The organism is Pseudomonas sp. P4_D7 (assembly GCF_056401755.1).
On the sequence record NZ_JBFUIR010000014.1, the window covers coordinates 125,596 to 149,013 of the forward strand.

The following is a 23,418-nucleotide window of genomic DNA, read 5'->3' on the forward strand; positions in this document are numbered from 1 at the left end:
CTCAACCCAGCAGCGAAATGTCGGCAACACCGAGGAACAGACCACGCAGACGCGCCAGCAGCGCGTAACGGTTGGCCCGCACATTGGCGTCGTCGGCATTGACCATCACCGCGTCGAAGAACGCATCGACTGGCTCACGCAATGCTGCCAGGCGTGCCAGCGATTCGTTGTACTGACGCGCTGCCGCCATTGGCTGCACCGCTTGATCCGCTTGCTGGATCGCCGAGTACAGCGAGAACTCGTTGGCGTTGTCGAAGTACTTGGCTTGCACCTCGGTCGGTACCGCGCCTTCGAGTTTGCTCAACAGGTTCGACACACGCTTGTTCACCGCCGCCAGCGCTGCCGCTTCCGGCAGTTTGCGGAAGGCTTGCACTGCTTGCACACGCTGGTCGAAGTCCAGCGCCGAACCCGGCTTCAGGGCACGCACCGACAGGTAAGTGGCGACTTCAACGCCTTCGTCTTCGTAACGCGCACGCAGACGGTCGAAGATGAATTCCAGCACGGAATCGTTGAGGCCGGCAGCCTTGACCTTGGCGCCGAACGCAGTCACGGCGAAAGCCACGGCGTCGTTCAGGTCGAGGTCGAGTTTTTTCTCGATCAGGATGCGCAGCACACCGAGGGCCGCACGGCGCAGGGCATACGGATCTTTGCTGCCGGTTGGCAGCATGCCGATACCGAAGATACCGACCAGGGTGTCGAGCTTGTCAGCGATCGCGACGGCCGCACCGGTCAGGGTCGCCGGCAATTCAGCACCGGCACCGCGTGGCATGTACTGCTCGTTGAGCGCCAGCGCGACGTCTTCCGGCTCGCCGTCATTGAGGGCGTAGTAGTAACCGGCGACACCTTGCATCTCCGGGAATTCGCCGACCATTTCGGTGGCCAGGTCACACTTCGACAGCAGACCTGCGCGCGCAGCCCACGAGGCGTTACCACCGATGCGCGCGGCGATGTACGCAGCCAGTTTGGAAACGCGCTCGGCCTTGTCGTAGACGCTGCCGAGTTTTTCCTGGAACACCACGTTCTTCAGGCGATCATTGAAGGCTTCGAGTTTCTGCTTCTTGTCTTGCTTGAAGAAGAACTCGGCGTCGGTCAGACGTGGACGAACCACTTTCTCGTTACCGGCGATGATCTGCTGCGGGTCTTTGCTTTCGATGTTGGCCACAGTGATGAAACGTGGCAGCAACTTGCCGTCGGCATCCAGCAGGCAGAAGTACTTCTGGTTGTCCTGCATGGTGGTGATCAGGGCTTCTTGCGGCACGTCGAGGAAACGCTCCTCGAACGAGCACACCAGCGGCACCGGCCATTCAACCAGCGCGGTCACTTCGTCGAGCAGTGCCGGCGGAACGATTGCCGTGCCTTCCTGACGGGTGGCCAGCTCTTCGGTGCGCTTGCTGATGATCTCGCGACGCTCGTTGGCATCGGCCAATACATAAGCGGCACGCAGGTCGGCGAGGTAGCTCGACGGCGAACCGATGCGCACGCTTTCCGGGTGATGGAAGCGGTGACCACGGGAATCACGGCCAGCCTTCTGCGCGAGGATGGTGCAGTCGATGACCTGGTCACCGAGCAGCATCACCAGCCATTGGGTCGGACGCACGAACTCTTCCTTGCGCGCACCCCAACGCATGCGTTTCGGGATCGGCAGGTCGTTCAGCGAGTCTTCGACGATGGTCGGCAGCAGGCTCGCGGTCGGCTTGCCGGCGATGCTCTGGCTGTAACGCAGTTTCGGGCCGCTCTGATCGATTTCGCTCAGATCGACGCCGCACTTCTTGGCGAAGCCCAGTGCTGCTTGCGTTGGATTGCCGTCAGCGTCGAACGCCGCCTGACGTGGCGGGCCGTCGAGGTTGATGCTGCGATCCGGTTGCTGGGTAGCCAGCGCGGTGATCAGCACAGCCAGACGACGCGGTGCGGCGTAGACAGTTTTAGTCTCGTAGCTCAGGCCAGCGGCTTGCAGGCCCTTGTCGATACCGGCGAGGAACGCTTCAGCCAGGGTGTTCAGGGCTTTCGGTGGCAGTTCTTCGGTGCCCAGTTCAACCAGAAAATCTTGCGCACTCATTGTGCTGCCTCCAGCTTGGCCAGTACTTCGTCACGCAGGTCCGGGGTCGCCATCGGGAAGCCCAGCTTGGCGCGCGCCAGCAGGTAGGCTTGCGCAACGGAACGCGCCAGGGTGCGTACGCGCAGAATGTATTGCTGACGCGCGGTCACCGAGATCGCCCGGCGTGCATCCAGCAGGTTGAAGGTGTGCGACGCCTTCAACACCATTTCGTAGCTCGGCAACGGCAGCGGCTGGTCGAGTTCGATCAGGCGTTTGGCTTCGCTTTCATAGAAGTCGAACAGTTCGAACAGCTTGTCGACGTTGGCGTGTTCGAAGTTGTAAGTGGACTGTTCCACTTCGTTCTGGTGGAACACGTCGCCGTAGGTCACCTTGCCAAACGGACCGTCAGCCCAGACCAGGTCGTAGACCGAATCCACGCCTTGCAGGTACATGGCCAGACGCTCGAGACCGTAAGTGATCTCGCCGGTCACCGGGTAGCACTCGATGCCGCCCGCTTGCTGGAAGTAAGTGAACTGAGTCACTTCCATGCCGTTGAGCCAGACTTCCCAGCCCAGACCCCAGGCGCCGAGGGTCGGCGATTCCCAGTTGTCTTCGACGAAGCGAATGTCGTGGACCAGCGGGTCCAGGCCGACATGCTTGAGCGAGCCCAGGTACAGTTCCTGGAAGTTGTCCGGGTTCGGTTTCAGGACGACCTGGAACTGATAGTAGTGCTGCAGACGGTTCGGGTTTTCGCCGTAACGGCCGTCAGTCGGACGGCGGCTTGGCTGCACGTAGGCGGCGTTCCAGGTTTCCGGGCCGATGGCGCGGAGGAAGGTCGCGGTGTGGAAAGTGCCGGCGCCTACTTCCATATCGTAGGGCTGAAGTACCACGCAACCTTGCTCGGCCCAGTATTGCTGGAGCGCGAGGATCAAGTCTTGGAAGGTACGCACGGCTGGCGTAGGCTGGCTCACGAAATTCACCTGTTTCTTGGGCTGCGATTTAAAGAGCGGGAGTATACCCGATTCAGTCGCACCTCCACCCCCTGGAGCCTTATGCCACGCTGCTTTTGGTGTACCGAAGATCCGCTGTACATGGCTTATCACGATCAGGAGTGGGGCACGCCGCTACGCGATGCGCAGGGTTTGTTCGAGTTGCTTTTGCTCGAAGGGTTCCAGGCCGGGCTGTCCTGGATCACCGTGTTGCGCAAGCGCGAGCGTTATCGCGAGGTGTTGTTCGGCTTCGACGTACAGCGCGTGGCGCAGATGAGCGACGCTGAAATCGACGAATTGATGCTCGATCCTGGGATCATCCGCAACCGCCTGAAACTCAACGCCGCCCGGCGTAATGCCCAGGCCTGGCTGGCGCTGGAGGACCCGGTGGCGTTCCTCTGGTCGTTCGTCGGTGACCAACCGATCATCAATCATTTCAAGGATCGCAGCGAAGTCCCGGCGATCACCCCCGAAGCGCTGGCGATGAGCAAAGCCTTGAAAAAGGCCGGATTCACGTTCGTCGGCCCGACCATTTGCTACGCACTGATGCAGGCCTCGGGCATGGTCATGGACCACACTCAGGACTGCGACCGCTACGCGCAGCTCGTCAACGCCGGTTAGAATGGCCGCCTCGCGCACCGCACAAGATCAGGAGTGACCTGTGGAAAAGTTTAAAGGCGCCTTGCTGGTAGGCGCTCTGCGGCTGTTTGCCCTGCTGCCATGGCGGGCCGTGCAGGCCGTAGGTTCGGCGATTGGCTGGATCATGTGGAAAACCCCCAACCGTTCCCGCGAAGTGGTGCGGATCAACCTTGCGAAATGTTTTCCACAGATGGATGCCGCCGAACGTGAACGTCTGGTCGGCCAAAGCCTGAAAGACATCGGCAAGTCGCTGACCGAAAGCGCCTGCGCGTGGATCTGGCCGGCGCAGCGCTCGATCGATCTGGTGCGCGAAGTCGAAGGTCTCGACATCCTCAAGAATGCCTTGGCCTCGGGCAAAGGCGTGGTCGGCATCACCAGCCATTTAGGCAATTGGGAAGTGCTCAATCACTTCTATTGCAGCCAGTGCAAACCGATCATTTTCTACCGTCCGCCGAAGCTCAAAGCTGTGGACGAATTGCTGCGCAAACAGCGCGTGCAATTGGGCAACAAAGTCGCTGCTTCCACCAAGGAAGGCATCCTCAGTGTGATCAAGGAAGTGCGCAAAGGTGGTGCAGTGGGCATTCCTGCTGACCCGGAACCGGCCGAATCCGCCGGGATCTTCGTGCCGTTCTTCGCCACTCAAGCGCTGACCAGCAAATTCGTGCCGAACATGCTCGCCGGTGGCAAAGCCGTCGGTGTGTTCCTGCATGCGCTGCGCCTGCCCGACGGTTCCGGCTACAAAGTGATCCTCGAAGCTGCGCCAGAAGCCATGTACAGCACCGATACCGCCGAATCCTGCGCCGCGATGAGTAAAGTCGTCGAGCGTTACGTCGCCGCGTACCCGAGCCAGTACATGTGGAGCATGAAGCGCTTCAAGAAGCGTCCGCCGGGCGAAGAGCGCTGGTACTGAGCTGATTGGCATGATCTGTGGATAACCTCACTGGCGAGGTTATCCACAACCGTTCATCAAAGGGCGCAACAAGATGTCCGAACAACGCAAATCCTTCCGCATCAAGATTACCCACGACAGCTTTGGCGAATGCCTCGGGCAGACGCGCAACCTCTCGCCTACCGGGGTGTTTGTGCAGCATCCGGTTTTGGCTACTTTGCCCAAAGGCGCAGTGGTTTACGGCGAGGTGCAGGGTTTACCCACAGGCGCGCCGCGGGTGCGGATGGAAGTGGTGACGGTAGATGCCGACGGGATCGGTCTTCGCTACCTTTGACTTATAGCGCCTGACGATCAAGCTTCTTCAGAAACACCATCATTTCCTTCTCGGCCTGCTTGTCGCCATGGGCGCGGGCCGCTTCCAGACCTTGTTCCCACGCATTACGCGCGGCGGCGTGATCGCCCAGCGCCAGATGCGCTTTGCCCAACAGCTTCCAGGCTGCGGAATATTTCGGATCGAAGCCGACACAACGTTCAAAGTGCTCGGCGGCCTTGGCGTTTTCACCCAGATCCAGATAACCCTTGCCCAGGCCGAAGCGCAGCAGGGAGTTATCCACACCCTTGGCGAGCATTTTTTCCAGGGATTCGAGCATCGGTGGATTCCTTTCTTGGGACTGTCAGGCGTTGATGGGGCTTAGTGAGACCGCCTTCGCGAGCAGGCTCGCTCCCACAGGGGAAACGCATTCCAGATGTGGGAGCGAGCCTGCTCGCGAAGGCGCCAGTGCCGTCAGCGCAAACCTCAAAAGAAGCTCAACCCCACATGAAACAGCTTCTCTACATCGCGAATATGCTTTTTATCCACAAGGAACAGGATCACATGGTCGCCTGCTTCGATCACCGTGTCGTCGTGGGCGATGATCACTTGCTCGTTGCGAATGACCGCGCCAATGGTGGTGCCGGGCGGCAGGCCAATCTTCTCGATGGGCTTGCCGATGACCTTGCTCGACTTCGCATCACCGTGGGCAATCGCCTCGATGGCTTCTGCCGCACCGCGGCGCAGTGAGTGCACGCTGACGATATCGCCACGACGCACGTGCGCCAGCAAGGTGCCGATGGTCGCCAGTTGCGGGCTGATGGCGATGTCGATATCGCCGCCCTGAATCAGATCGACGTAGGCCGGGTTGTTGATGATCGTCATGACCTTCTTCGCCCCCAGCCGTTTGGCCAGCAGCGACGACATGATGTTGGCTTCGTCATCGTTGGTGAGGGCGAGGAAGATATCGGCGTCGGCAATGTTCTCCTCCATCAGTAAATCACGATCTGATGCACTGCCCTGCAGCACCACGGTGCTGTCGAGGGTGTCGGAGAGATAACGGCAACGCGCCGGATTCATCTCGATGATCTTCACCTGATAACGGCTTTCGATGGCCTCGGCCAGACGTTCACCGATCTGCCCGCCACCGGCAATGACGATGCGTTTGTAGGTTTCGTCGAGGCGGCGCATTTCGCTCATCACCGCGCGAATATTCTCACGGGCGGCGATGAAAAAGACTTCGTCATCCGCCTCGATCACCGTATCGCCCTGGGGCAGGATCGGCCGGTCACGGCGGAAAATTGCGGCGACGCGAGTCTCGACATTCGGCATGTGCTCACGCAACTGCCGCAGTTGCTGACCCACCAGCGGCCCGCCGTAATAGGCGCGCACCGCTACCAGTTGCGCTGCACCCTCGGCGAAGTCGATCACCTGCAACGCGCCCGGATGCTGGATCAGGCGCTTGATGTAGTTGGTCACCACCTGCTCGGGGCTGATCAGCACGTCGACCGGAATCGCTTCGTTCTGGAACAGTTGCTCCTCGCGATTGAGGTAGGACGCTTCGCGCACCCGGGCGATTTTGGTCGGGGTGTGGAACAGCGTGTGGGCGACCTGGCAGGCGACCATGTTGGTTTCGTCGCTGTTGGTCACCGCCACCAGCATGTCCGCGTCGTCGGCGCCGGCCTGACGCAGCACCGACGGCAGCGAGCCCCGGCCCTGCACGGTGCGGATGTCGAGGCGGTCGCCGAGGTCGCGCAGGCGCTCACCGTCGGTGTCGACTACCGTAATATCGTTGGCCTCGCTGGCCAGATGTTCTGCCAGCGAACCGCCGACCTGTCCTGCACCGAGGATGATGATTTTCATCCAGTCACTCCGTTAAATCCGTTTAGCTGCGTGCGGCAGCAATCTTGATCAGCTTGGCGTAGTAGAACCCGTCATGCCCACCTTGCTGGGCCAGCAGTTGGCGACCATGGGGCTGTTTGATTCCGGCCGACGTGGCCAGATCCAGTTCACGGGCGCCTGGGGTACGCTCAAGGAACGCAGCGATGACTTCGGTATTCTCGGTCGGCAGCGTCGAGCAGGTGGCGTACAGCAGGATGCCGCCGACTTCGAGGGTTTTCCACATCGCGTCGAGCAGTTCGCCTTGCAGTTGCGCGAGGGCGACGATGTCGTCCGGCTGACGGGTCAGCTTGATGTCCGGATGGCGGCGGATCACGCCGGTCGCCGAGCACGGCGCGTCTAGCAGAATGCGCTGGAACGGTTTGCCGTCCCACCACTTTTCGGTATCGCGACCGTCGGCGGCGATCAGTTCGGCGTTCAGACCAAGGCGTTCAAGGTTCTCCTTGACCCGCACCAGACGCTTGGCTTCCAGATCCACCGCCACTACTCCGGCCAGCGCCGGTTCGGCTTCGAGGATGTGGCAAGTCTTGCCGCCCGGCGCGCAGCAGGCGTCGAGCACGCGTTGCCCCGGCGCCAGATCGAGCAGATCGGCGGCCAGTTGCGCCGCTTCGTCCTGCACGCTGATCCAGCCTTCGGCGAAACCTGGCAGGCTGCGCACGTCGGCAGCGGCTTCGAGAATGATGCCGTCGCAACTGTACACACATGGCGTCGCGGCAATCCCGGCCTCCGTCAGCAAGCCGAGATAGGCGTCGCGGCTGTGGTGACGGCGGTTGACCCGCAGGATCATCGGCGGATGCGCATTGTTCGCCTCGCAAATCGCTTCCCACTGCTCCGGCCAGAAGGCCTTCAGGGATTTTTGCAGCCAGCGCGGGTGAGCGGTACGCACCACTGGGTCACGTTCCAGCTCGGCGAAAATCGTTTCGCTTTCGCGCTGGGCATTGCGCAGCACGGCGTTGAGCAGGCCCTTGGCCCAAGGTTTTTTTAGCTTGTCGGCGCAACCGACGGTTTCGCCGATGGCGGCATGGGCCGGCACGCGGGTGTAGAGCAATTGGTAGAGACCGACCAGCAGCAGCGCTTCGACATCGGCGTCGGCAGCCTTGAACGGTTTCTGCAGCAGCTTCTCGGCCAGTGCCGACAGGCGTGGCTGCCAGCGCGCAGTGCCGAAGGCCAGATCCTGAGTGAAGCCGCGATCACGATCCTCGACCTTGTCCAGTTGCGTCGGCAGGGAGCTGTTCAACGAGGCTTTGCCGCTGAGCACGGCGGCGAGTGCCTTGGCGGCGGCCAGACGCGGGTTCATTGCGCGTCCACCGCTGCGCCGAGCACGGTGCCGACAGCGAATTTCTCTCGACGGCTGTTGAACAGGTCGCTGAAGTTCAGCGCCTTGCCGCCGGGCAGTTGCAGGCGGGTCAGGCACAGCGCCCGCTCGCCGCAAGCGACGACCAAACCGTCCTTGCTGGCGCTGAGGATTTCACCCGGCGCGCCTTTACCTTCGGCGAGTGTCGCCGCCAGTACTTTCAGCGCTTCACCGTTGAGGGTGCTGTGGGTGATCGGCCATGGGTTGAAGGCGCGCACCAGGCGTTCCAGCTCAACGGCCGGACGGCTCCAGTCGATGCGTGCTTCGTCTTTGTTCAGCTTGTGCGCGTAAGTGGCGAGCTCATCGTTCTGCACTTCGCCTTCCAGCGTGCCTGCAGCCAGACCGGCAATCGCCTGGACCACGGCGGGCGGGCCCATTTCGGCGAGGCGGTCGTGCAGCGTGCCGCCGGTGTCTTCGCCGGTGATCGGCGTGACGACCTTGAGCAGCATCGGTCCGGTGTCGAGGCCCGCTTCCATGCGCATCACGGTCACGCCGCTTTCCGCGTCACCGTGTTCGACGGCGCGCTGAATCGGCGCCGCACCACGCCAGCGTGGCAGCAAGGAGGCGTGGCTGTTGATGCAGCCCAGACGCGGGATATCCAGCACCACTTGCGGCAGGATCAAGCCGTAGGCGACCACCACCAGCAAGTCCGGCTTCAGTGCGGCCAGTTCAGCCTGAGCGTCAGCGTTGCGCAAGGTCGGCGGCTGCAACACCTGGATATGGTTTTCCAGGGCGAGCTGTTTGACCGGGCTTGGCATCAGTTTTTGCCCGCGACCGGCCGGACGATCCGGTTGGGTGTAGACCGCAACGATCTCGTAAGGGCTTTTCAGCAGGGCCTTGAGGTGTTCGGCGGCGAATTCCGGGGTGCCGGCAAAAACGATGCGCAGTGGCTCAGTCATGAAGGGAGTCTCATAAAAAGAAAAAGGCTTGCCGCAGCAAGCCTTTGAAGAGGGGCATCAAGCGTTCTGGCGGTGCTGCTTTTCCAGTTTCTTCTTGATCCGGTCGCGTTTGAGCGTGGACAGGTAATCGACGAACAATTTGCCGTTGAGGTGGTCGCATTCGTGCTGGATGCAGACCGCGAGCAGGCCTTCGGCGATCAGCTCATAGGGCTTGCCGTCGCGGTCCAGCGCCTTGATCTTGACCTTTTGCGGGCGGTCGACGTTTTCGTAGAAACCCGGTACTGACAGGCAACCTTCCTGGTATTGGTCCATTTCGTCGGTCAGCGATTCGAACTCGGGGTTGATGAACACCCGCGGTTCGGTGCGGTCTTCGGAAAGGTCCATCACGACGATACGTTTGTGCACGTTGACCTGGGTCGCGGCAAGGCCGATGCCCGGCGCTTCATACATTGTTTCAAACATGTCATCGACCAACTGACGCACGTCGTCGTCCACTACAGCCACAGGCTTGGCGATAGTGCGCAGACGCGGGTCCGGGAATTCGAGGATGTTTAAAATGGCCATAGGCTTTGATTGCTGCACACGTTGAGTAAAGTCGGGCGATGGCCTGGCAGGTCCGAAGATGCAGGCTACCGTTGTGAAGCGTAGCTTGTGCATTTTGCACAAGCGAGCCACGGGGGCTCTGACGGTTCACGCGAATGCACATGATAAAGGGATTCACTGCATGAGGAAAACACTACTCGCCCTGCTGCTGTTGGCTTCGGCCGGCGTGGCGCAAGGGCAAGTGCAACTCAGGGATGGTTTTCCACAGCAATACACGGTGGTTTCGGGGGATACGCTCTGGGACATTTCCGGCAAATACCTGCGCGAGCCCTGGCAGTGGCCACAACTGTGGCGGGCCAATCCGCAAATCGAAAACCCCAACCTGATCTATCCCGGCGACACGCTGACGCTCAGTTATGTCGATGGCCAGCCACGTCTGACCCTTAATCGCGGCGAGTCGCGCGGCACCATCAAGCTCTCGCCACGCATTCGCACCAGCCCGGTGGCCGAGGCTATTCCGAGCATTCCGCTGAAATCCATCAACAGCTTTTTGCTGAGCAACCGCATCGTCGACAAGGTCGAGGACTTCGACAAGGCGCCGTACATCGTTGCCGGCGATGCCGAACGCGTGCTCAGCGGTACCGGTGACCGGATCTTCGCGCGCGGCCATTTCGACCCGGATCAACCGGTCTACGGCATCTTCCGTCAGGGCAAGGTCTACACCGATCCACAGACCAAGGAGTTCCTGGGAATCAACGCCGACGACATCGGCGGCGGCGAAATCGTCGCCACTGAAGGCGACGTCGCCACCCTCGCCCTGCAACGCACCACCCAGGAAGTGCGCCTTGGCGACCGTTTGTTCAGCGGCGAAGAGCGCTCGATCAACTCGACCTTCATGCCCAGCGCGCCAACGACCAGCATCAACGGCGTGATCATCGATGTGCCGCGCGGTGTCACCCAGATCGGCGTGATGGACGTGGTCACCCTGAACAAGGGCAAGCGCGACGGTCTGGCCGAAGGCAACGTGCTGGTGGTAATGAAAACCGGTGAAACCGTGCGCGACCGCATCACTGGCCAGCCGCTGAAAATTCCCGATGAACGCGCCGGGTTGCTGATGGTGTTCCGCACCTACGACAAACTCAGCTACGGCCTCGTCCTCAACGCATCGCGCTCGCTCGCGGTGCTCGACAAGGTGCGCAATCCGTAAGCGTGCTTCACAAGTTACCAACAGAGTTATCCACAGCTTGTTCCGAATGGTTCGGGGCTTATAACGATCAAGGATGATCCATCATGTTGCCTGTCTGTACGCCGGTTTCCCCGGCGGAACTGGAAGCGCGTCTGCGCCTGCACCGCTTGCCGGATGTTGGCCCGAAGCGTTTTGCCAAGTTGCTCGAAGCCTTCGGCTCGGCCTCCAAAGCCATCAGCGCGCCGGCCAGCGCCTGGCGTTCTCTCGGTTTGCCGGCGGCGTGCGCCGAAGCGCGGCGCTGCCCCGAAGTTCGCGACGGCGCCAGCCATGCAATGCGCTGGCTAGAGCGTCCGGATCAGCATTTGCTGATGTGGGACCAACCCGATTACCCCGCATTGCTGGCGCAGATTCCCGACCCGCCGCCAATGTTGTTCGTGGCCGGTGATCCGCAGATTCTGGAAAAACCGCAACTGGCGATGGTTGGCAGTCGCCGGGCATCGCGTCCGGGCATGGACACCGCAGCGGCATTTTCCCGCAGTCTCGCCGGGGCCGGTTTTGTCATCACCAGCGGCCTGGCGCTAGGCATCGATGCCGCTGTGCATCAGGCCGCGCTGGATGTTGGCGGGTTGACGGTCGGTGTCCTCGGCACGGGGCTGGAAAATTTTTATCCACAGCGCAACCGCCGCCTGGCTGACGCGATGATTGCATCCGGCAGCGCAGTGCTTTCCGAGTTTCCGCTGGATGCCGGGCCAACGGCGAGCAACTTCCCGCGACGTAACCGCATCATCAGCGGTTTGTCCCTCGGCGTGCTGGTGGTCGAGGCCAGCGTCGCCAGCGGTTCGCTGATCACCGCACGGCTGGCGGCGGAACAGGGACGCGAGGTTTACGCGATTCCCGGTTCGATCCATCACCCCGGCGCTCGCGGTTGCCATCAGCTGATCCGCGATGGCGCGGTGCTGGTGGAAACCATTGAGCACATCCTCGAAGCCTTGCGTGGTTGGCAGCATCTGCCGCTATCCACTGACACGGCGAAAGCCGATCACCCGTTGCTCATCCTGCTCCATGCTGCCCCGCACACCAGCGAAGGCTTGGCTGACAGCAGCGGCTGGACGTTGCCCAAAGTGCTGGCGGCACTCACCGAACTGGAAATGGATGGCCGTGCAGTGTGCGAAAACGGTCGCTGGTTGGCCAGGACACGCTAGGTTTTACAAGGAAGATCGGTAAACTGCGCGAAACCTGTTTGCGGAGAGTTTTTTCATGGTTAACAGTTGGCGTGTGCAACAAGCCGCACGAGAGATTCGCGCCGGGGCGGTGATTGCCTATCCAACCGAAGCCGTCTGGGGGCTGGGTTGCGACCCATGGAACGAAGAGGCCGTGGATCGGTTGCTGGCGATCAAGAATCGTTCGGTGGTCAAAGGCCTGATTCTGGTTGCCGACAACATTCGCCAGTTCGACTTTCTGTTCGAAGACTTCCCGCAAGAATGGATCGACCGCATGGCCAGCACCTGGCCGGGGCCGAACACCTGGCTGGTGCCGCATCAGGGCTTGCTCCCGGAATGGGTGACCGGCATGCACGACACCGTCGCACTGCGGGTCAGTGATCATCCGCAAGTACGCGATCTGTGCTCGATGGTCGGGCCGTTGATTTCGACCTCAGCCAACCCGCAGGGACGCCCGGCGGCGCGCACGCGATTGCGTGTCGAGCAGTATTTCCGTGGGCAGATCGATCTGATACTGGGCGGGCAACTGGGTGGGCGCAAGAACCCCAGCGTGATTCGTGATCTGGCGACCGGCAAAGTCATTCGTCCCGACTGATTCAGCCTCGAACATTTGTAACGTGGGTACTCCTCGCCTTGATGGCGAGGAGTACTACACGTGCCTGCGAATTATCCTGCAATGATGCTGATTGCTGCGTCGGAAAAATCATCAACTATCTGAATCAACTGAATTTTCCCACCTGATTATCAGACCGCGTTTCGTGGCGGTATCGCCAAAAGCAACCATCCTTTCCCTGCACTCGAAACACTTCGATAAGTTAAGGTCTGCGGAGAAAGAATGGACACTACGGATTTGCAACTCACGGATTACCTGCAGGCGCTCCAGGTGACGTTAAACAGTCATCAGGAGGGTTGCCGTATCGTGATGCTTGAAGCGGGGTCGGATACCCAGGTGTTCGATCGGTTTATCGATCGGCAATTTCGGCTTCGGCTGCAGCATTACATGCTGACGTCCAGGGCGCGGATGCTCGAAACCCGACTGGCGACACGGTCGCGCAGTACCCACTTTCTGCTGTATCGGCACGAGCAACTGCTGGCGGTATTGAGGGCCACTCCGGCGCCGTTCGAGTGGGCATCACTGGCGCAGCAACATGTTTCGCCCACGGTGGCGTTGTCACGCCATGTCGAACTCAGTCGCTTGATCTCGTACGCGCCCAGCCAACAGCCCATTGCCGTCGACAGTCTGCTGGCGGCCGCTGCCGAGTGGGCCATAAAACAGGGCTATCTAGGTGTCACCGCGTTGTGCAGGGCATCGCAGCTGCGCCTGTACCAGCGTTTCGGTCTGATGCCGGTCGCCTCCAATCCCTTGCATATCGAACAGCGCGCACGCGGGGATTACTGGGTGTTGTCAGCCGAGTGGCGGCAAATCCTCGCCGCGTTGCAACAGCCTGATTCCGCGACTGTCGGTCATTGGGCGCCAAGACCGTTGGCGGCTCATCCACCGCAGTACTGAACACGCTCGAAGCGTCCTGTCAGTCATGGTTCTGAAACCCTGACTGGCAGGACGCCGGGAGGTATCAAGGCAGCAGGATGGTGGAACCGGTAGTGCGCCGCGCCGACAGCTCGGTTTGCGCCTTCGCCGCATCAGCCAGTGGATAACGCTGGCTGACGTCCACCTTCAACTTGCCGCTGATGATCATCTCGAACAGCTCATCGGCCATTCGCTGCAGGTTTTCGGCGTTGTTGGCATAAGTCGCCAGCGTCGGCCGGGTCACGTACAGCGAACCCTTGGCGGAGAGAATCCCCAGATTCACGCCGTCCACCGCACCGGAGGCATTGCCGAAGCTCACCACCAGGCCACGCGGCGACACGCTGTCGAGGGACGTCAGCCAGGTGTCCTTGCCAACACCGTCATAGACCACCGGGACTTTCTTGCCATCGGTCAATTCCAGCACGCGCTGGGCAACGTTTTCGTGGCTGTAATCGATAGTCGCCCAGGCGCCATTGGCCTTGGCCAGTTCGGCTTTCTCTTTGGAGCTGACGGTGCCAATCAGCTTCACGCCTAACGCTTTGGCCCATTGGCAGGCCAGTGAACCGACACCGCCGGCCGCCGCGTGGAACAGAATGGTTTCGCCAACCTTGAGTTCATAGGTCTGGCGCAGCAGGTATTGCACGGTCAGGCCTTTGAGCATTACACCGGCAGCCGTTTCGAAACTGATTTCGTCGGGCAGATGCACCAGATTGTCCTGGGGCAGCACATGCAATTCGCTGTAGGCCCCCAACGGGCCGCTGCCATAGGCCACGCGATCACCGACCTTGAACCGGGTGACGTCGCTGCCCACGGCATCGACGATCCCCGCACCTTCAGCACCCAGGCCGGACGGCAAGGCGGGCGGTGCGTACAGACCGCTGCGGAAATAGGTGTCGATGAAGTTCAGGCCGATCGCCTTGTTCGCCACGCGGACTTGATTGGGGCCGGGCGCGGCGGGTTGGTAATCAACATATTCGAGCACTTCGGGGCCGCCGTGGGCGCGGAACTGGATACGCTTTGCCATCTGCCTGCTCTCCTTGGGTCTTTTGTGAGCCCCCTATCCAACTCCCATGCTTGATCTTCGTCAACTGCGGCGGGCTGTTGTGCGGTGGTATGCTACGCGCCCATTTGCGTCGCCCGTCTGCCGGGGCGCCGCCCGATTCAAGGTGAAGCCATGACGACCCGCACCGACGCCGTAAAGGCCTATCTGCTCGACCTGCAAGACCGCATCTGCGCGGCTCTCGAAACCGAAGACGGCGGCACGCGCTTCGTCGAAGACGCCTGGACCCGGCCCGCCGGCGGTGGCGGTCGTACTCGCGTGATCGAGAACGGCACGGTAATCGAAAAGGGCGGTGTCAACTTTTCCCACGTCTTCGGCAGTGGTCTGCCACCGTCGGCCAGCGCCCATCGCCCGGAATTGGCTGGCCGCGGTTTCGAAGCCCTTGGCGTGTCCCTGGTGATCCACCCGCACAACCCGCATGTGCCGACGTCCCACGCCAACGTGCGCTTTTTCATCGCCGAGAAGGAGGGTGAAGAGCCGGTCTGGTGGTTCGGCGGCGGCTTTGACCTGACCCCGTATTACGGCAATGAAGAAGATTGCGTTCACTGGCACCGCGTTGCCGAGCAGGCTTGCGCGCCGTTTGGCCCGGACGTCTACCCGCGCTACAAGGCCTGGTGTGACACCTACTTCCACATCAAGCATCGCCACGAACCGCGCGGCATTGGCGGTTTGTTCTTCGATGACCTGAACGAGTGGGACTTCGATACCAGCTTCGCTTTTATGCGGGCCATCGGCGACGCCTACATCGATGCTTATCTGCCGATCGTGCAGCGCCGCAAAAACGATGCGTTTACCGCTCAGCAGCGTGAATTCCAGGAATTCCGCCGTGGCCGTTACGTCGAGTTCAACCTGGTGTATGACCGTGGCACCTTGTTCGGTCTGCAATCGGGCGGGCGTACCGAGTCGATCCTGATGTCGTTGCCGCCGCAAGTGCGCTGGGGCTATGACTGGAAAGCCGAGCCTGGCAGCGAAGAAGCACGCCTGACCGAGTACTTCCTGCAAGACCGCGACTGGCTGGCCGAGGCCTGAGGACATCTGATGGATCGTTACGTCGTTTTCGGCAACCCGATCGGCCACAGCAAATCGCCGATGATTCACAAGCTGTTCGCCGAGCAGACCGGCCAGCAGCTCGACTACAGCACCTTGCTGGCGCCGCTCGACGATTTCGCCGGCTGCGCCACGGCGTTTTTCCAGGAGGGTCGCGGCGCCAACGTCACTGTGCCGTTCAAGGAAGACGCCTATCGTCTGGCCAATAGCCTGACCGCTCGCGCACAACGGGCTGGCGCGGTGAACACCTTGAGCAAACTGGCCGACGGCTCACTCCTCGGTGATAACACTGACGGCGCCGGACTGGTGCGCGATCTGACGGTGAACGCCGGGTTCAGTCTGACCGGCAAACGCATTCTGCTGCTCGGTGCCGGTGGTGCGGTGCGCGGTGTGCTGGAACCGTTGCTGGCGGAACAACCGGCCTCGGTGATCATCGCCAATCGTACGGTGGACAAGGCTGAGTTGCTGGCGGAATTGTTCTGCGACCTCGGGCCGGTCTCGGCCAGTGGTTTCGACTGGTTGCGCGAGCCGGTGGACGTGATCATCAACGCCACGTCGGCCAGTCTTACTGGTGATGTGCCGCCGATTGCACCGAGCCTGATCGAGCCGGGCAAGACCCTGTGCTACGACATGATGTACGGCAAAGAGCCGACGGCGTTCTGCCGCTGGGCCAGTGAACATGGCGCGGCGGTGGCGATGGATGGCTTGGGGATGTTGGCGGAGCAGGCGGCTGAGGCGTTTTTCCTGTGGCGTGGTGTGCGCCCTGATACCGCACCGGTACTCGCCGAGTTGCGTCGACAATTAACCCTCTAAAAGCTTCGCGAGCAAGCTCGCTCCCACAGTGGAATGCGATCAAATGTGGGAGCGAGCTTGCTCGCGAATGGCCTCACCACCGATTCTGGGTCAGTCTTCAAACCGGATCGGACATTTCTCCGGCCCTTCCAGCTTCCGCAACTCCTCCACCACCTGCGGCCGCGCCCGGCGCAAGGTCAGGCTGCGATTCTGGCCAAGCAAGCGCCGCGCCTCCTGATGCAGCATTTCCACCCCCGAATAGTCGATGAAGTTGATCTGCTGCGCCTCGATCACCACCCGCGTGCCATGCATACGTTGCAGGCGTACTTGCAGGTAATGGCTGGCGCCGAAAAAGATCGATCCGCCGACACGCAACACATCGTCTTCGCCGTCGCGCCAGTGCTGCACGCGCGGTTGCGAAGTGCGCTTGAGGTAGAAGAACAGCGAGGCCAGCACACCGGCATAAATCGCCGTCTGCAATTCCAGTAGCAAAGTCGCGAGGCAGGTCAGCGCCATGACCACAAACTCGGCGCGGCTGACACGCAGCAATGCGCGAATGCCTCGGTGGTCGACCAGCCCCCAGGCAATCAACAGAATGCTCCCGGCCATCGCCGGGATCGGAATGTGCGCGATCAGCCCCGCACCAAAAATTGCGAACAACGCCACCCAGATTGCCGAAAACACTCCGGCCAGCGGCGAGCAAGCGCCTGCCTCGTAACTGAGGCCCGAGCGGGTGAACGACCCGGCCGACAGCGACCCGGAAAAGAACGCCCCGAGAATATTCGACAAGCCCTGTGCACGGACTTCCTGATTGGCATCAAGCAATTGCTGCGACCGCGCCGAAATCGAGCGTGCAATAGACAGACTGGTAACCAGGCCGAGCATGCCCACCGCCACGGCACTGGGCAGCAACCGCAGGATCAAATCCAGATCCAGCGGCAATCCACTGAACGGCGGCAAACGCCCGACAAACGCGCTGACCAGATGCACATGGCCGAACACGCCCGGCCACAACCACACCAGCAAACTGGCCAGCACCAGTGTGATCAACAGCGTCGGCCAGCGCGGCAACAGGTGTTTGAGCAGCAGACCGACGACCACCGTGGCCAAACCCAACACCAGCGAAGGTTTATCCACAGCCCGCAGGTGTTGCAGCAGATCCATCAAACTGGCCAGCGCCGTGGCTTTTGCCGGCAACTCCAGGCCCAGCAGGTTTGGCAATTGCCCGATAGCAATCACCACCGCGGCGCCAAGGGTGAACCCCAGCACCACCGAATGCGAGACGAAATTCACCAGCGCGCCAAAGCGCAGCAAACCGAGCAGCCACTGGAATATCCCCGCAAGCAAGGTCAGCAGCAGGATCAGGGTGATGTAGTCCTGCGAGGCTGGAACCGCTAAAGGGCTGACACTGGCAAACAGCACAATCGAAATCGCTGCCGTCGGACCGCAGATCAAATGCCACGACGAACCCCACAGGCAGGCGATCAGCACCGGAATGATTGCGGCGTAGAGGCCGTACTCGGGTGGCAGACCGGCGATCAACGCGTAGGCAATCGACTGGGGGAGCGCAAGAATCGCCCCGCTGAGGCCGACGATCAGATCCCGTCCGACGCTGGCGCGGGTTTGTCGCGGCAACCAGGTGAGGAAGGGGAAGAGAGAGTGGCGGCTGGGGAAGGCCATGGGTCCTCGCGGTTGGGTTTTGTTCAAGGTTATCAGGGTGCCAGGGGAAAGGCCCCTCACCCTAACCCTCTCCCAAGGGAGAGGGGACTGACCGTGGTGTTTATTCAAGATTCACCGACCTGCGATTTCAGAGTTGAACGCAAGTTTTGAATCCAACAGATATCGGCTCCCTTTCCCCCTCGCCCCTCTGGGGAGAGGGCTGGGGTGAGGGGGCAAAAATCTCGAGCCGAGCACAATTCCAGCCACCCCACGATCAAAGCTTCGCTTTCACCGCCGCCAACGCATCCTTCCCGTCAGACGTCTTGACGCCATCCAGCCACTTATCCAACACCGCCGGATTTGCCTTGATCCAAGCCTTCGCCGCCTCGGCATTGCTGACCTTTTTGTTCACCACCTCAGCCATGATGCTGTTCTCCATCTCCTGCGTGAACGACAGATTGGTCAGCAATTTACCCACATTCGGACACGCCTCGGCGTAGCCCTTGCGCGTTAACGTAAACACGCTGCCGGTGTCGCCAAAGTACTTCTCGCCACCCTTGAGGTAATGCATCTTCAACTGCACGTTCATCGGGTGCGGCGTCCAGCCGAGGAAGGTGACGAATTTCTGTTTCTTCACCGCCCGCGACACTTCAGCCAGCATCGCCTGTTCGCTGGATTCGATCAGCTTCCACTGGCCCATGTCGAAGTCGTTCTTCTTGATGATTTCCTGCAGCGAGATATTCGCCGGCGCACCCGAACCGATGCCGTAGATCTTGCGCTCGAACTTGTCCGCGTATTTGTTCAGGTCGGCAAAGTTATGCACACCCGCGTCCCACACGTAGTCCGGCACGGCGAGGGTGAATTCGGTGCCGTCGAGGTTCTTCGCCAGTTGCGTGACATCGCCGGTGGCGACGAACTTGTCATAGAAACCCTGCTGCGCCGGCATCCAGTTGCCGAGAAACACGTCCACCTGGCCGTCCTTCAAACCACCGAAGGTGATCGGCACCGCGAGGGTGTCGACCTTGGCCTTGTAGCCCATGCCGTCCAGCAGAAACCCGGTGATGGCGTTGGTCGCGGCGATGTCGCTCCAGCCCGGATCGGCCATTTTCACGGTGTCGCAGCTTTGCTCAGCGAAGGCCGAGGCGCTGCTCAGCGCGAGCAGGCCGATCGTCACTACTGTGGATAACTTACGCATGGACTTCCCCTTAACATTATTGGTTTTGGCAGGGTTGTGGATAACGTGCTTTGCGTTCCAGATCGTCGAGGTCGATGTGGTTGCGCATGTATTGCTGACTGGCGTCCACCAGTGGCTGGTGATCCCAGCTCTTCAGCTTGCCGAGGGTCAACGCGTCGGCGACAAATCGGCGGCGGCGCTGGCTCGCGAGGACCTCCCGGTGAATCGACTGAATGTCCCATTTGGCCCGTGCTTCGGCGAGAAAATCGTCGAACAGCGGGCGATGTTGCGGCGATTGGCTGAGTTCTTCCAGTTCATGCGGATCGTTATCTACGTCGAAGAGTAGGCAAGGGTCGCTTTCACTGTAGATAAATTTGTAGGCGCCGCGACGGATCATCATCAGCGGGCTGATGGTGCCTTCGGCCATGTATTCGCCGAACACTTCGTCATGACCGCCCTGCCCTCGCAGGTGCGAAACCAGTGAGCGGCCATCCAGTGGCAGGCCCGGTTCCAGCGTGCCGCCGGCCAATTCGACGAAGGTTGGCAACAGGTCTGCGGTCGATACGGCAGCGCTGACACGCCCGGCATCGAACTGGCCTGGAGCACTTATCAACAGGGGGACGCGGGCCGCCATTTCGTACCAGTGCATTTTGTACCAAAGGCCCTTTTCGCCGAGCATGTCGCCGTGGTCACCGGAGAAGACAATAATTGTGTCTTCGATCAGCCCGGTTTCTTCGAGGGTTTCCAGAAGTTTGCCGACGTTGGCGTCGATATAGCTGCATGCACCGAAATATGCCCGGCGTGCATCGCGAATCTTATCCACAGGCAGTGGCTTGTCCCACAGGTCATAAACCTTGAGCAGCCGCTGTGAGTGCGGATCGAGTTCGTGTTGATCCGGGGTTGTAGGCAACGGGATATCGGCATCGTCGTACAAATCCCAGAACGCCTTGGGAATGGTGTACGGGTCGTGTGGGTGAGTCATCGATACTGTCAGGCAGAACGGCTGATCGCCGTCCTCGCGGATGTGATCGAACAGATATTGCTGTGCCTTGAACACCACCTCTTCATCGAAATCCAGTTGATTGGTGCGCACACATGGCCCGGCCTGCAGCACCGAAGACATGTTGTGGTACCAGCTCGGCCGTACATCCGGCTCATCCCAGTTCACGGCCCAACCGTAATCGGCCGGGTAGATATCACTGGTCAGGCGTTCTTCATAACCGTGCAACTGGTCCGGACCGCAGAAGTGCATCTTGCCGGATAGCGCGGTGCGGTAGCCGAGGCGGCGCAAGTAATGGGCATAAGTCGGCACATCGGCAGGGAAATCGGCGGCGTTGTCGTAGGCGCCGATCTTGCTCGGCAACTGGCCGCTGACCAGGGTGAACCGCGATGGCGCGCACAACGGGCTGTTGCAGTAAGCGGCATCGAACACCACGCCTTGGGCGGCGAGGCGGGAAAGATTCGGCAGTTTGATCGGCGATGGGCCGTAGAACGGCAACATTGGCGCGGCCATCTGATCGGCCATGATGAAAAGAATATTCTTGCGCTTCATGTGATCGCGGCATTCCATAGTAAATATTTATGCGACATTGCTGCGATCGAGCATGGAGTCCATGCTTTATCCGGTAAAGCCCGCGCCAGACAATGACTAGGATAAGCACAGCTTATGTATGAAGCCTTGGGTGATCTGTCCCTCGACCTGTTGCGCGCCTTTGAGGCGGCCGCTCGCCAGCGCAGCTTTACCGCAGCGGCGGTAGAGCTTGGCACCACGCAACCAGCGATCAGTCAGCAGATCAAACGGCTGGAAGAACAACTCGGTACGCGACTATTTGATCGCATTTACCGTGGGATCGAGCTGACCGAAGTCGGCGCGATACTGTTTGAGCAAGTTACTCTCGGTTTACAGAATATCGATGCAGGATTGAGCACGATCAGCGCACAGCAACAACATGAAGTCCTGCAAGTTGCCACCGACTTTGCCTTCGCTGCTTATTGGCTGATGCCGCGCCTGCACCGCTTTCATGAAGCTAACCCGCAGGTCGACGTCAGCCTGGTGACCAGCGAACGCAACCACAACATGCTGCGCACCGATATCGACGTGGCGATCCTGTTCGGTGATGGTCGTTTCAAGCAGGGCGAAAGCCATTGGTTGTTCAGCGAAGAAGTATTCCCGGTGTGCAGCCCGCAATTGCTCAAGGATCGCGCCCTGCCCTTGCCTGCTCACGCACTGCTGGAGTTCCCGTTGCTGCACCTGCGTGGGGAAAACAGCAGCAACTGGTTTGACTGGAGTGGTCTGTTCCGTGAACTCGGTATCAATACGCCGCCGGCGCCGGGGCAATTGCGCTTCGACAATTACACGTTGTTGATTCAAGCGGCGATTGGCGGTCAAGGCGTAGCGATTGGCTGGCGGCACCTTGTGGATAACTTGCTGAGTCAGGGTTTGCTGTGCCGCCCCATCGCCGAAACGACCTTGTCGCGCCTCGGTTATTACGTGGTGCTGCCCCAGCGCAAACGTCGGGGCGCGTTGATTCAACAGTTTGTCGATTGGTTAATGGCGGAACAGGCGAGCAGCGCGCAATCCCTCAACGGTTTGACGTTGCCGTCGATCGCGGTTTGAAGATCTTTTACGAATCTGAAGCCGCAACGAAATTCACATGCTGCCCTATATGCAAATTCAGCCGTAGCTCATCGGCAATCCCCACCGCCACGCGGTTCAGCCGCTCCAATGGCTCGGCCAGACCCGGTTCGAGATTGCCGCCGACCTGGCTGAAATGCTCAATGGTCAGCCCGGCCACGCCGTGTGGCGCATTGACCAGTGTCCAGTGCAGCGGGCTGCTTTGCACGGCTTCGCGAATTTCTTCGGCAACATGGCGTTGCAGGCGATCATCGACGTCCGGCTCATCGAGTACGGCAAAATCCCCCACCAGAAACAGCCGCGAAACGTTGGCGGCTTGCAGTCCATCGACCAATGCATCGACGGCCAGCACCTGCTCGACGGGGCCGAGTACGACAGAGCGCTCAACGTGATCGCTGCTGAATGGCAAACCTGGCGCATCCAATAAGCAGATGACCACCGAACTGCCGGCCACACTTTGATTGACCCTCTCGGAGTCGAACAGATCGCCGCTCTTGGTGCGTAGTCCGGGACGCGGCGCAAGTGCGGTCAGATCGTCGAGAATGGCGATGACTTCATGCTGACGACGCAGCAACTCAGCCATCAACGCGCTGCCCAGGCTACTCATGGCACCATAGAGCACCACTTTTACCGCCGGGGTTTCGGCATTTTTCATGGCTGATCCCTTTTCTTATCCCTTGTATGACGTGTGACATACGGGCAACGCCGAGGGTTCGAACCGATTTCCGAGGGCTTCAGATGCAAGCGATCAAGGGCTACCACGCCCACGTCTATTTCGACGCCAGCACCATTGAACAGGCACGGGCCTTGTGCGAGCAGGCCGCGCAGTTATTTCCAGTGAAAATGGGCCGCGTTCACGAACGTCCGGTCGGTCCGCATCCGGACTGGAGCTGCCAGTTGGCCTTCGGCCCCGAGTTGATCAGCGATGTGCTGCCGTGGCTGGTGTTGAACCGCAAAGGTCTGGTGGTGTTTCTGCACCCGGACACCGGCGATGACCTGCTCGACCACACCGAACACGCAATCTGGATGGGCGCGATGCGGTCGCTGGATCTGTCTGTTTTCTGATCAGATCGTTTCTTCGGCTTCGCCCGGCAGATGCTCGTCCAGGTGCAGCCAGGGCAATTGGCTGTCGGTCCAGATGTGTCGTTCGGCGGGCGCCAGCTCGGGTTGATCGAGGGTGGCGATGGTCACGTCGATACTCTGTGGGCTGAGCAACGTCACCAACGCCAGTTGCGCGCCGCACTGTGGGCAAAAGAACCGCGTACAACTGGCAGACGAGTCGTAACGCGACGGCGTACCGACCAGCCATTGGAAACTGGAGGCTGGCACCGTGATCCACGTCGTGACGATGCCGCCGCTGACCTTGCGGCAAATCGAACAATGGCAATGGGCTATGTCCTGCAACGCCCCGCTGAACTGATAACGAATGTGTCCGCAGTGGCAGCCTCCGCTGTGCGATTGGCTCATCTCGAAAGCTCCCCTTCCCGTGTTTATTGACTCTAGATCGCATCCGACGGCCGGTTGACCGTTCATTCAAAGCTTTCTGCAGCGAAAGGTAGC

24 protein-coding genes are annotated in these 23,418 nt (G+C 60.5%); 11 read left to right on the top strand and 13 right to left on the bottom strand.

What is annotated here, in order from left to right; translation table 11 throughout:
* Nucleotide 1: 1 nt before the first annotated feature.
* Nucleotides 2–2,056 (bottom strand): glycine--tRNA ligase subunit beta, encoded by a 2,055-nt coding sequence (gene glyS / locus AC1DVF_RS11800; protein WP_320336085.1) that lies wholly within the window; start codon nucleotides 2,054–2,056, stop codon nucleotides 2–4.
* A complete protein-coding gene (gene glyQ / locus AC1DVF_RS11805) occupies nucleotides 2,053–3,006 on the bottom strand; it encodes a glycine--tRNA ligase subunit alpha (RefSeq protein WP_003187265.1) in 954 nt (317 codons plus the stop codon). Before glyQ ends, glyS begins: the two co-directional genes overlap by 4 nt.
* 81 nt (nucleotides 3,007–3,087) lie before the next feature.
* Between glyQ and AC1DVF_RS11810 the strand changes: the two genes are divergently transcribed.
* From AC1DVF_RS11810 to AC1DVF_RS11820, 3 genes are all read left to right on the top strand, one after another.
* Nucleotides 3,088–3,645, top strand: coding sequence for a DNA-3-methyladenine glycosylase I (locus AC1DVF_RS11810; protein ID WP_186620326.1), 558 nt, complete (start codon nucleotides 3,088–3,090; stop codon nucleotides 3,643–3,645).
* Nucleotides 3,646–3,685: 40 nt separating this feature from the next.
* The gene (locus tag AC1DVF_RS11815) at nucleotides 3,686–4,573 is read left to right on the top strand and encodes a lysophospholipid acyltransferase (protein WP_093429542.1); all 888 of its coding nucleotides are present in this window, start codon (nucleotides 3,686–3,688) and stop codon (nucleotides 4,571–4,573) included.
* A gap of 73 nt (nucleotides 4,574–4,646) precedes the next feature.
* Nucleotides 4,647–4,886: a PilZ domain-containing protein gene (locus AC1DVF_RS11820; protein WP_093429541.1), complete on the top strand. Its 240-nt coding sequence runs from the start codon at nucleotides 4,647–4,649 to the stop codon at nucleotides 4,884–4,886.
* Nucleotide 4,887: 1 nt separating this feature from the next.
* Here the strand turns inward: AC1DVF_RS11820 and AC1DVF_RS11825 are convergent, their stop codons facing one another.
* From AC1DVF_RS11825 to def, 5 genes are all read right to left on the bottom strand, one after another.
* Nucleotides 4,888–5,202, bottom strand: a complete 315-nt coding sequence (locus AC1DVF_RS11825; RefSeq protein ID WP_116254179.1) for a tetratricopeptide repeat protein — start codon at nucleotides 5,200–5,202, stop codon at nucleotides 4,888–4,890.
* A gap of 146 nt (nucleotides 5,203–5,348) precedes the next feature.
* Nucleotides 5,349–6,725 (bottom strand): Trk system potassium transporter TrkA, encoded by a 1,377-nt coding sequence (gene trkA, locus AC1DVF_RS11830; protein WP_093429539.1) that lies wholly within the window; start codon nucleotides 6,723–6,725, stop codon nucleotides 5,349–5,351.
* Nucleotides 6,726–6,747: 22 nt separating this feature from the next.
* Nucleotides 6,748–8,058, bottom strand: coding sequence for a 16S rRNA (cytosine(967)-C(5))-methyltransferase RsmB (gene rsmB, locus AC1DVF_RS11835; protein ID WP_099757603.1), 1,311 nt, complete (start codon nucleotides 8,056–8,058; stop codon nucleotides 6,748–6,750).
* Nucleotides 8,055–9,014 carry a methionyl-tRNA formyltransferase gene (gene fmt / locus AC1DVF_RS11840; RefSeq protein ID WP_477782488.1) on the bottom strand — a complete coding sequence of 320 codons (960 nt, stop codon included), beginning with the start codon at nucleotides 9,012–9,014 and terminating at the stop codon, nucleotides 8,055–8,057. The genes rsmB and fmt overlap by 4 nt, the downstream gene beginning before the upstream one ends.
* 57 nt (nucleotides 9,015–9,071) lie before the next feature.
* Nucleotides 9,072–9,578, bottom strand: coding sequence for a peptide deformylase (def, locus tag AC1DVF_RS11845; RefSeq protein ID WP_477782489.1), 507 nt, complete (start codon nucleotides 9,576–9,578; stop codon nucleotides 9,072–9,074).
* Between the two features lie 160 nt (nucleotides 9,579–9,738).
* On the opposite strand from def, the gene AC1DVF_RS11850 reads away from it, so the two are divergent.
* From AC1DVF_RS11850 to AC1DVF_RS11865, 4 genes are all read left to right on the top strand, one after another.
* Complete coding sequence (locus AC1DVF_RS11850) at nucleotides 9,739–10,764, top strand: LysM peptidoglycan-binding domain-containing protein (protein WP_077575172.1); 1,026 nt, start codon at nucleotides 9,739–9,741, stop codon at nucleotides 10,762–10,764.
* 80 nt (nucleotides 10,765–10,844) lie between these two features.
* Nucleotides 10,845–11,945, top strand: a complete 1,101-nt coding sequence (dprA, locus tag AC1DVF_RS11855; RefSeq protein WP_477782502.1) for a DNA-processing protein DprA — start codon at nucleotides 10,845–10,847, stop codon at nucleotides 11,943–11,945.
* A gap of 55 nt (nucleotides 11,946–12,000) precedes the next feature.
* A complete protein-coding gene (tsaC, locus tag AC1DVF_RS11860; RefSeq protein ID WP_093429535.1) occupies nucleotides 12,001–12,558 on the top strand; it encodes an L-threonylcarbamoyladenylate synthase type 1 TsaC in 558 nt (185 codons plus the stop codon).
* 240 nt (nucleotides 12,559–12,798) lie between these two features.
* The gene (locus AC1DVF_RS11865; RefSeq protein ID WP_093429534.1) at nucleotides 12,799–13,473 is read left to right on the top strand and encodes a hypothetical protein; all 675 of its coding nucleotides are present in this window, start codon (nucleotides 12,799–12,801) and stop codon (nucleotides 13,471–13,473) included.
* 64 nt (nucleotides 13,474–13,537) lie between these two features.
* Here AC1DVF_RS11865 and AC1DVF_RS11870 read toward each other — a convergent pair whose 3' ends face one another.
* Complete coding sequence (locus tag AC1DVF_RS11870) at nucleotides 13,538–14,515, bottom strand: NADPH:quinone reductase (RefSeq protein WP_477782490.1); 978 nt, start codon at nucleotides 14,513–14,515, stop codon at nucleotides 13,538–13,540.
* Between the two features lie 150 nt (nucleotides 14,516–14,665).
* On the opposite strand from AC1DVF_RS11870, the gene hemF reads away from it, so the two are divergent.
* Both hemF and aroE read left to right on the top strand, forming a co-directional pair.
* Nucleotides 14,666–15,580: an oxygen-dependent coproporphyrinogen oxidase gene (gene hemF, locus AC1DVF_RS11875; RefSeq protein ID WP_099757608.1), complete on the top strand. Its 915-nt coding sequence runs from the start codon at nucleotides 14,666–14,668 to the stop codon at nucleotides 15,578–15,580.
* A gap of 9 nt (nucleotides 15,581–15,589) precedes the next feature.
* Complete coding sequence (gene aroE / locus AC1DVF_RS11880) at nucleotides 15,590–16,411, top strand: shikimate dehydrogenase (RefSeq protein WP_477782491.1); 822 nt, start codon at nucleotides 15,590–15,592, stop codon at nucleotides 16,409–16,411.
* Nucleotides 16,412–16,501: 90 nt separating this feature from the next.
* Here aroE and AC1DVF_RS11885 read toward each other — a convergent pair whose 3' ends face one another.
* The 3 genes from AC1DVF_RS11885 to betC all read right to left on the bottom strand — a co-directional run bounded on the left by AC1DVF_RS11885 (nucleotide 16,502) and on the right by betC (nucleotide 20,775).
* Complete coding sequence (locus tag AC1DVF_RS11885) at nucleotides 16,502–18,070, bottom strand: SulP family inorganic anion transporter (RefSeq protein WP_460130461.1); 1,569 nt, start codon at nucleotides 18,068–18,070, stop codon at nucleotides 16,502–16,504.
* A 253-nt stretch (nucleotides 18,071–18,323) separates the two neighbouring features.
* Complete coding sequence (gene choX, locus AC1DVF_RS11890) at nucleotides 18,324–19,244, bottom strand: choline ABC transporter substrate-binding protein (protein ID WP_116254174.1); 921 nt, start codon at nucleotides 19,242–19,244, stop codon at nucleotides 18,324–18,326.
* A gap of 16 nt (nucleotides 19,245–19,260) precedes the next feature.
* Nucleotides 19,261–20,775: a choline-sulfatase gene (gene betC, locus AC1DVF_RS11895; RefSeq protein WP_460089368.1), complete on the bottom strand. Its 1,515-nt coding sequence runs from the start codon at nucleotides 20,773–20,775 to the stop codon at nucleotides 19,261–19,263.
* A gap of 114 nt (nucleotides 20,776–20,889) precedes the next feature.
* Between betC and AC1DVF_RS11900 the strand changes: the two genes are divergently transcribed.
* Complete coding sequence (locus tag AC1DVF_RS11900) at nucleotides 20,890–21,840, top strand: choline sulfate utilization transcriptional regulator (RefSeq protein ID WP_460130463.1); 951 nt, start codon at nucleotides 20,890–20,892, stop codon at nucleotides 21,838–21,840.
* A 7-nt stretch (nucleotides 21,841–21,847) separates the two neighbouring features.
* Here AC1DVF_RS11900 and AC1DVF_RS11905 read toward each other — a convergent pair whose 3' ends face one another.
* On the bottom strand, nucleotides 21,848–22,513 hold the full coding sequence (locus tag AC1DVF_RS11905; RefSeq protein ID WP_460130464.1) for an NAD(P)-dependent oxidoreductase: 666 nt from the start codon (nucleotides 22,511–22,513) through the stop codon (nucleotides 21,848–21,850).
* A gap of 83 nt (nucleotides 22,514–22,596) precedes the next feature.
* On the opposite strand from AC1DVF_RS11905, the gene AC1DVF_RS11910 reads away from it, so the two are divergent.
* On the top strand, nucleotides 22,597–22,923 hold the full coding sequence (locus AC1DVF_RS11910; protein ID WP_257356672.1) for a DOPA 4,5-dioxygenase family protein: 327 nt from the start codon (nucleotides 22,597–22,599) through the stop codon (nucleotides 22,921–22,923).
* Here AC1DVF_RS11910 and AC1DVF_RS11915 read toward each other — a convergent pair whose 3' ends face one another.
* The gene (locus AC1DVF_RS11915) at nucleotides 22,924–23,325 is read right to left on the bottom strand and encodes a GFA family protein (RefSeq protein ID WP_093429524.1); all 402 of its coding nucleotides are present in this window, start codon (nucleotides 23,323–23,325) and stop codon (nucleotides 22,924–22,926) included.
* Between the last annotated feature and the right edge of the window lie 93 nt (nucleotides 23,326–23,418).

What these genes read in the sequence shown, in the direction of transcription:
- glyS (WP_320336085.1), bottom strand. Translation starts at nt 2,056, where the DNA reads ATGAGTGCGCAAGATTTTCTGGTTGAACTGGGCACCGAAGAACTGCCA.
- AC1DVF_RS11810 (WP_186620326.1), top strand. Translation starts at nt 3,088, where the DNA reads ATGCCACGCTGCTTTTGGTGTACCGAAGATCCGCTGTACATGGCTTAT.
- AC1DVF_RS11820 (WP_093429541.1), top strand. Translation starts at nt 4,647, where the DNA reads ATGTCCGAACAACGCAAATCCTTCCGCATCAAGATTACCCACGACAGC.
- AC1DVF_RS11825 (WP_116254179.1), bottom strand. Translation starts at nt 5,202, where the DNA reads ATGCTCGAATCCCTGGAAAAAATGCTCGCCAAGGGTGTGGATAACTCC.
- trkA (WP_093429539.1), bottom strand. Translation starts at nt 6,725, where the DNA reads ATGAAAATCATCATCCTCGGTGCAGGACAGGTCGGCGGTTCGCTGGCA.
- rsmB (WP_099757603.1), bottom strand. Translation starts at nt 8,058, where the DNA reads ATGAACCCGCGTCTGGCCGCCGCCAAGGCACTCGCCGCCGTGCTCAGC.
- fmt (WP_477782488.1), bottom strand. Translation starts at nt 9,014, where the DNA reads ATGACTGAGCCACTGCGCATCGTTTTTGCCGGCACCCCGGAATTCGCC.
- def (WP_477782489.1), bottom strand. Translation starts at nt 9,578, where the DNA reads ATGGCCATTTTAAACATCCTCGAATTCCCGGACCCGCGTCTGCGCACT.
- AC1DVF_RS11850 (WP_077575172.1), top strand. Translation starts at nt 9,739, where the DNA reads ATGAGGAAAACACTACTCGCCCTGCTGCTGTTGGCTTCGGCCGGCGTG.
- tsaC (WP_093429535.1), top strand. Translation starts at nt 12,001, where the DNA reads ATGGTTAACAGTTGGCGTGTGCAACAAGCCGCACGAGAGATTCGCGCC.
- AC1DVF_RS11865 (WP_093429534.1), top strand. Translation starts at nt 12,799, where the DNA reads ATGGACACTACGGATTTGCAACTCACGGATTACCTGCAGGCGCTCCAG.
- AC1DVF_RS11870 (WP_477782490.1), bottom strand. Translation starts at nt 14,515, where the DNA reads ATGGCAAAGCGTATCCAGTTCCGCGCCCACGGCGGCCCCGAAGTGCTC.
- hemF (WP_099757608.1), top strand. Translation starts at nt 14,666, where the DNA reads ATGACGACCCGCACCGACGCCGTAAAGGCCTATCTGCTCGACCTGCAA.
- aroE (WP_477782491.1), top strand. Translation starts at nt 15,590, where the DNA reads ATGGATCGTTACGTCGTTTTCGGCAACCCGATCGGCCACAGCAAATCG.
- AC1DVF_RS11885 (WP_460130461.1), bottom strand. Translation starts at nt 18,070, where the DNA reads ATGGCCTTCCCCAGCCGCCACTCTCTCTTCCCCTTCCTCACCTGGTTG.
- choX (WP_116254174.1), bottom strand. Translation starts at nt 19,244, where the DNA reads ATGCGTAAGTTATCCACAGTAGTGACGATCGGCCTGCTCGCGCTGAGC.
- betC (WP_460089368.1), bottom strand. Translation starts at nt 20,775, where the DNA reads ATGAAGCGCAAGAATATTCTTTTCATCATGGCCGATCAGATGGCCGCG.
- AC1DVF_RS11900 (WP_460130463.1), top strand. Translation starts at nt 20,890, where the DNA reads ATGTATGAAGCCTTGGGTGATCTGTCCCTCGACCTGTTGCGCGCCTTT.
- AC1DVF_RS11905 (WP_460130464.1), bottom strand. Translation starts at nt 22,513, where the DNA reads ATGAAAAATGCCGAAACCCCGGCGGTAAAAGTGGTGCTCTATGGTGCC.
- AC1DVF_RS11910 (WP_257356672.1), top strand. Translation starts at nt 22,597, where the DNA reads ATGCAAGCGATCAAGGGCTACCACGCCCACGTCTATTTCGACGCCAGC.
- AC1DVF_RS11915 (WP_093429524.1), bottom strand. Translation starts at nt 23,325, where the DNA reads ATGAGCCAATCGCACAGCGGAGGCTGCCACTGCGGACACATTCGTTAT.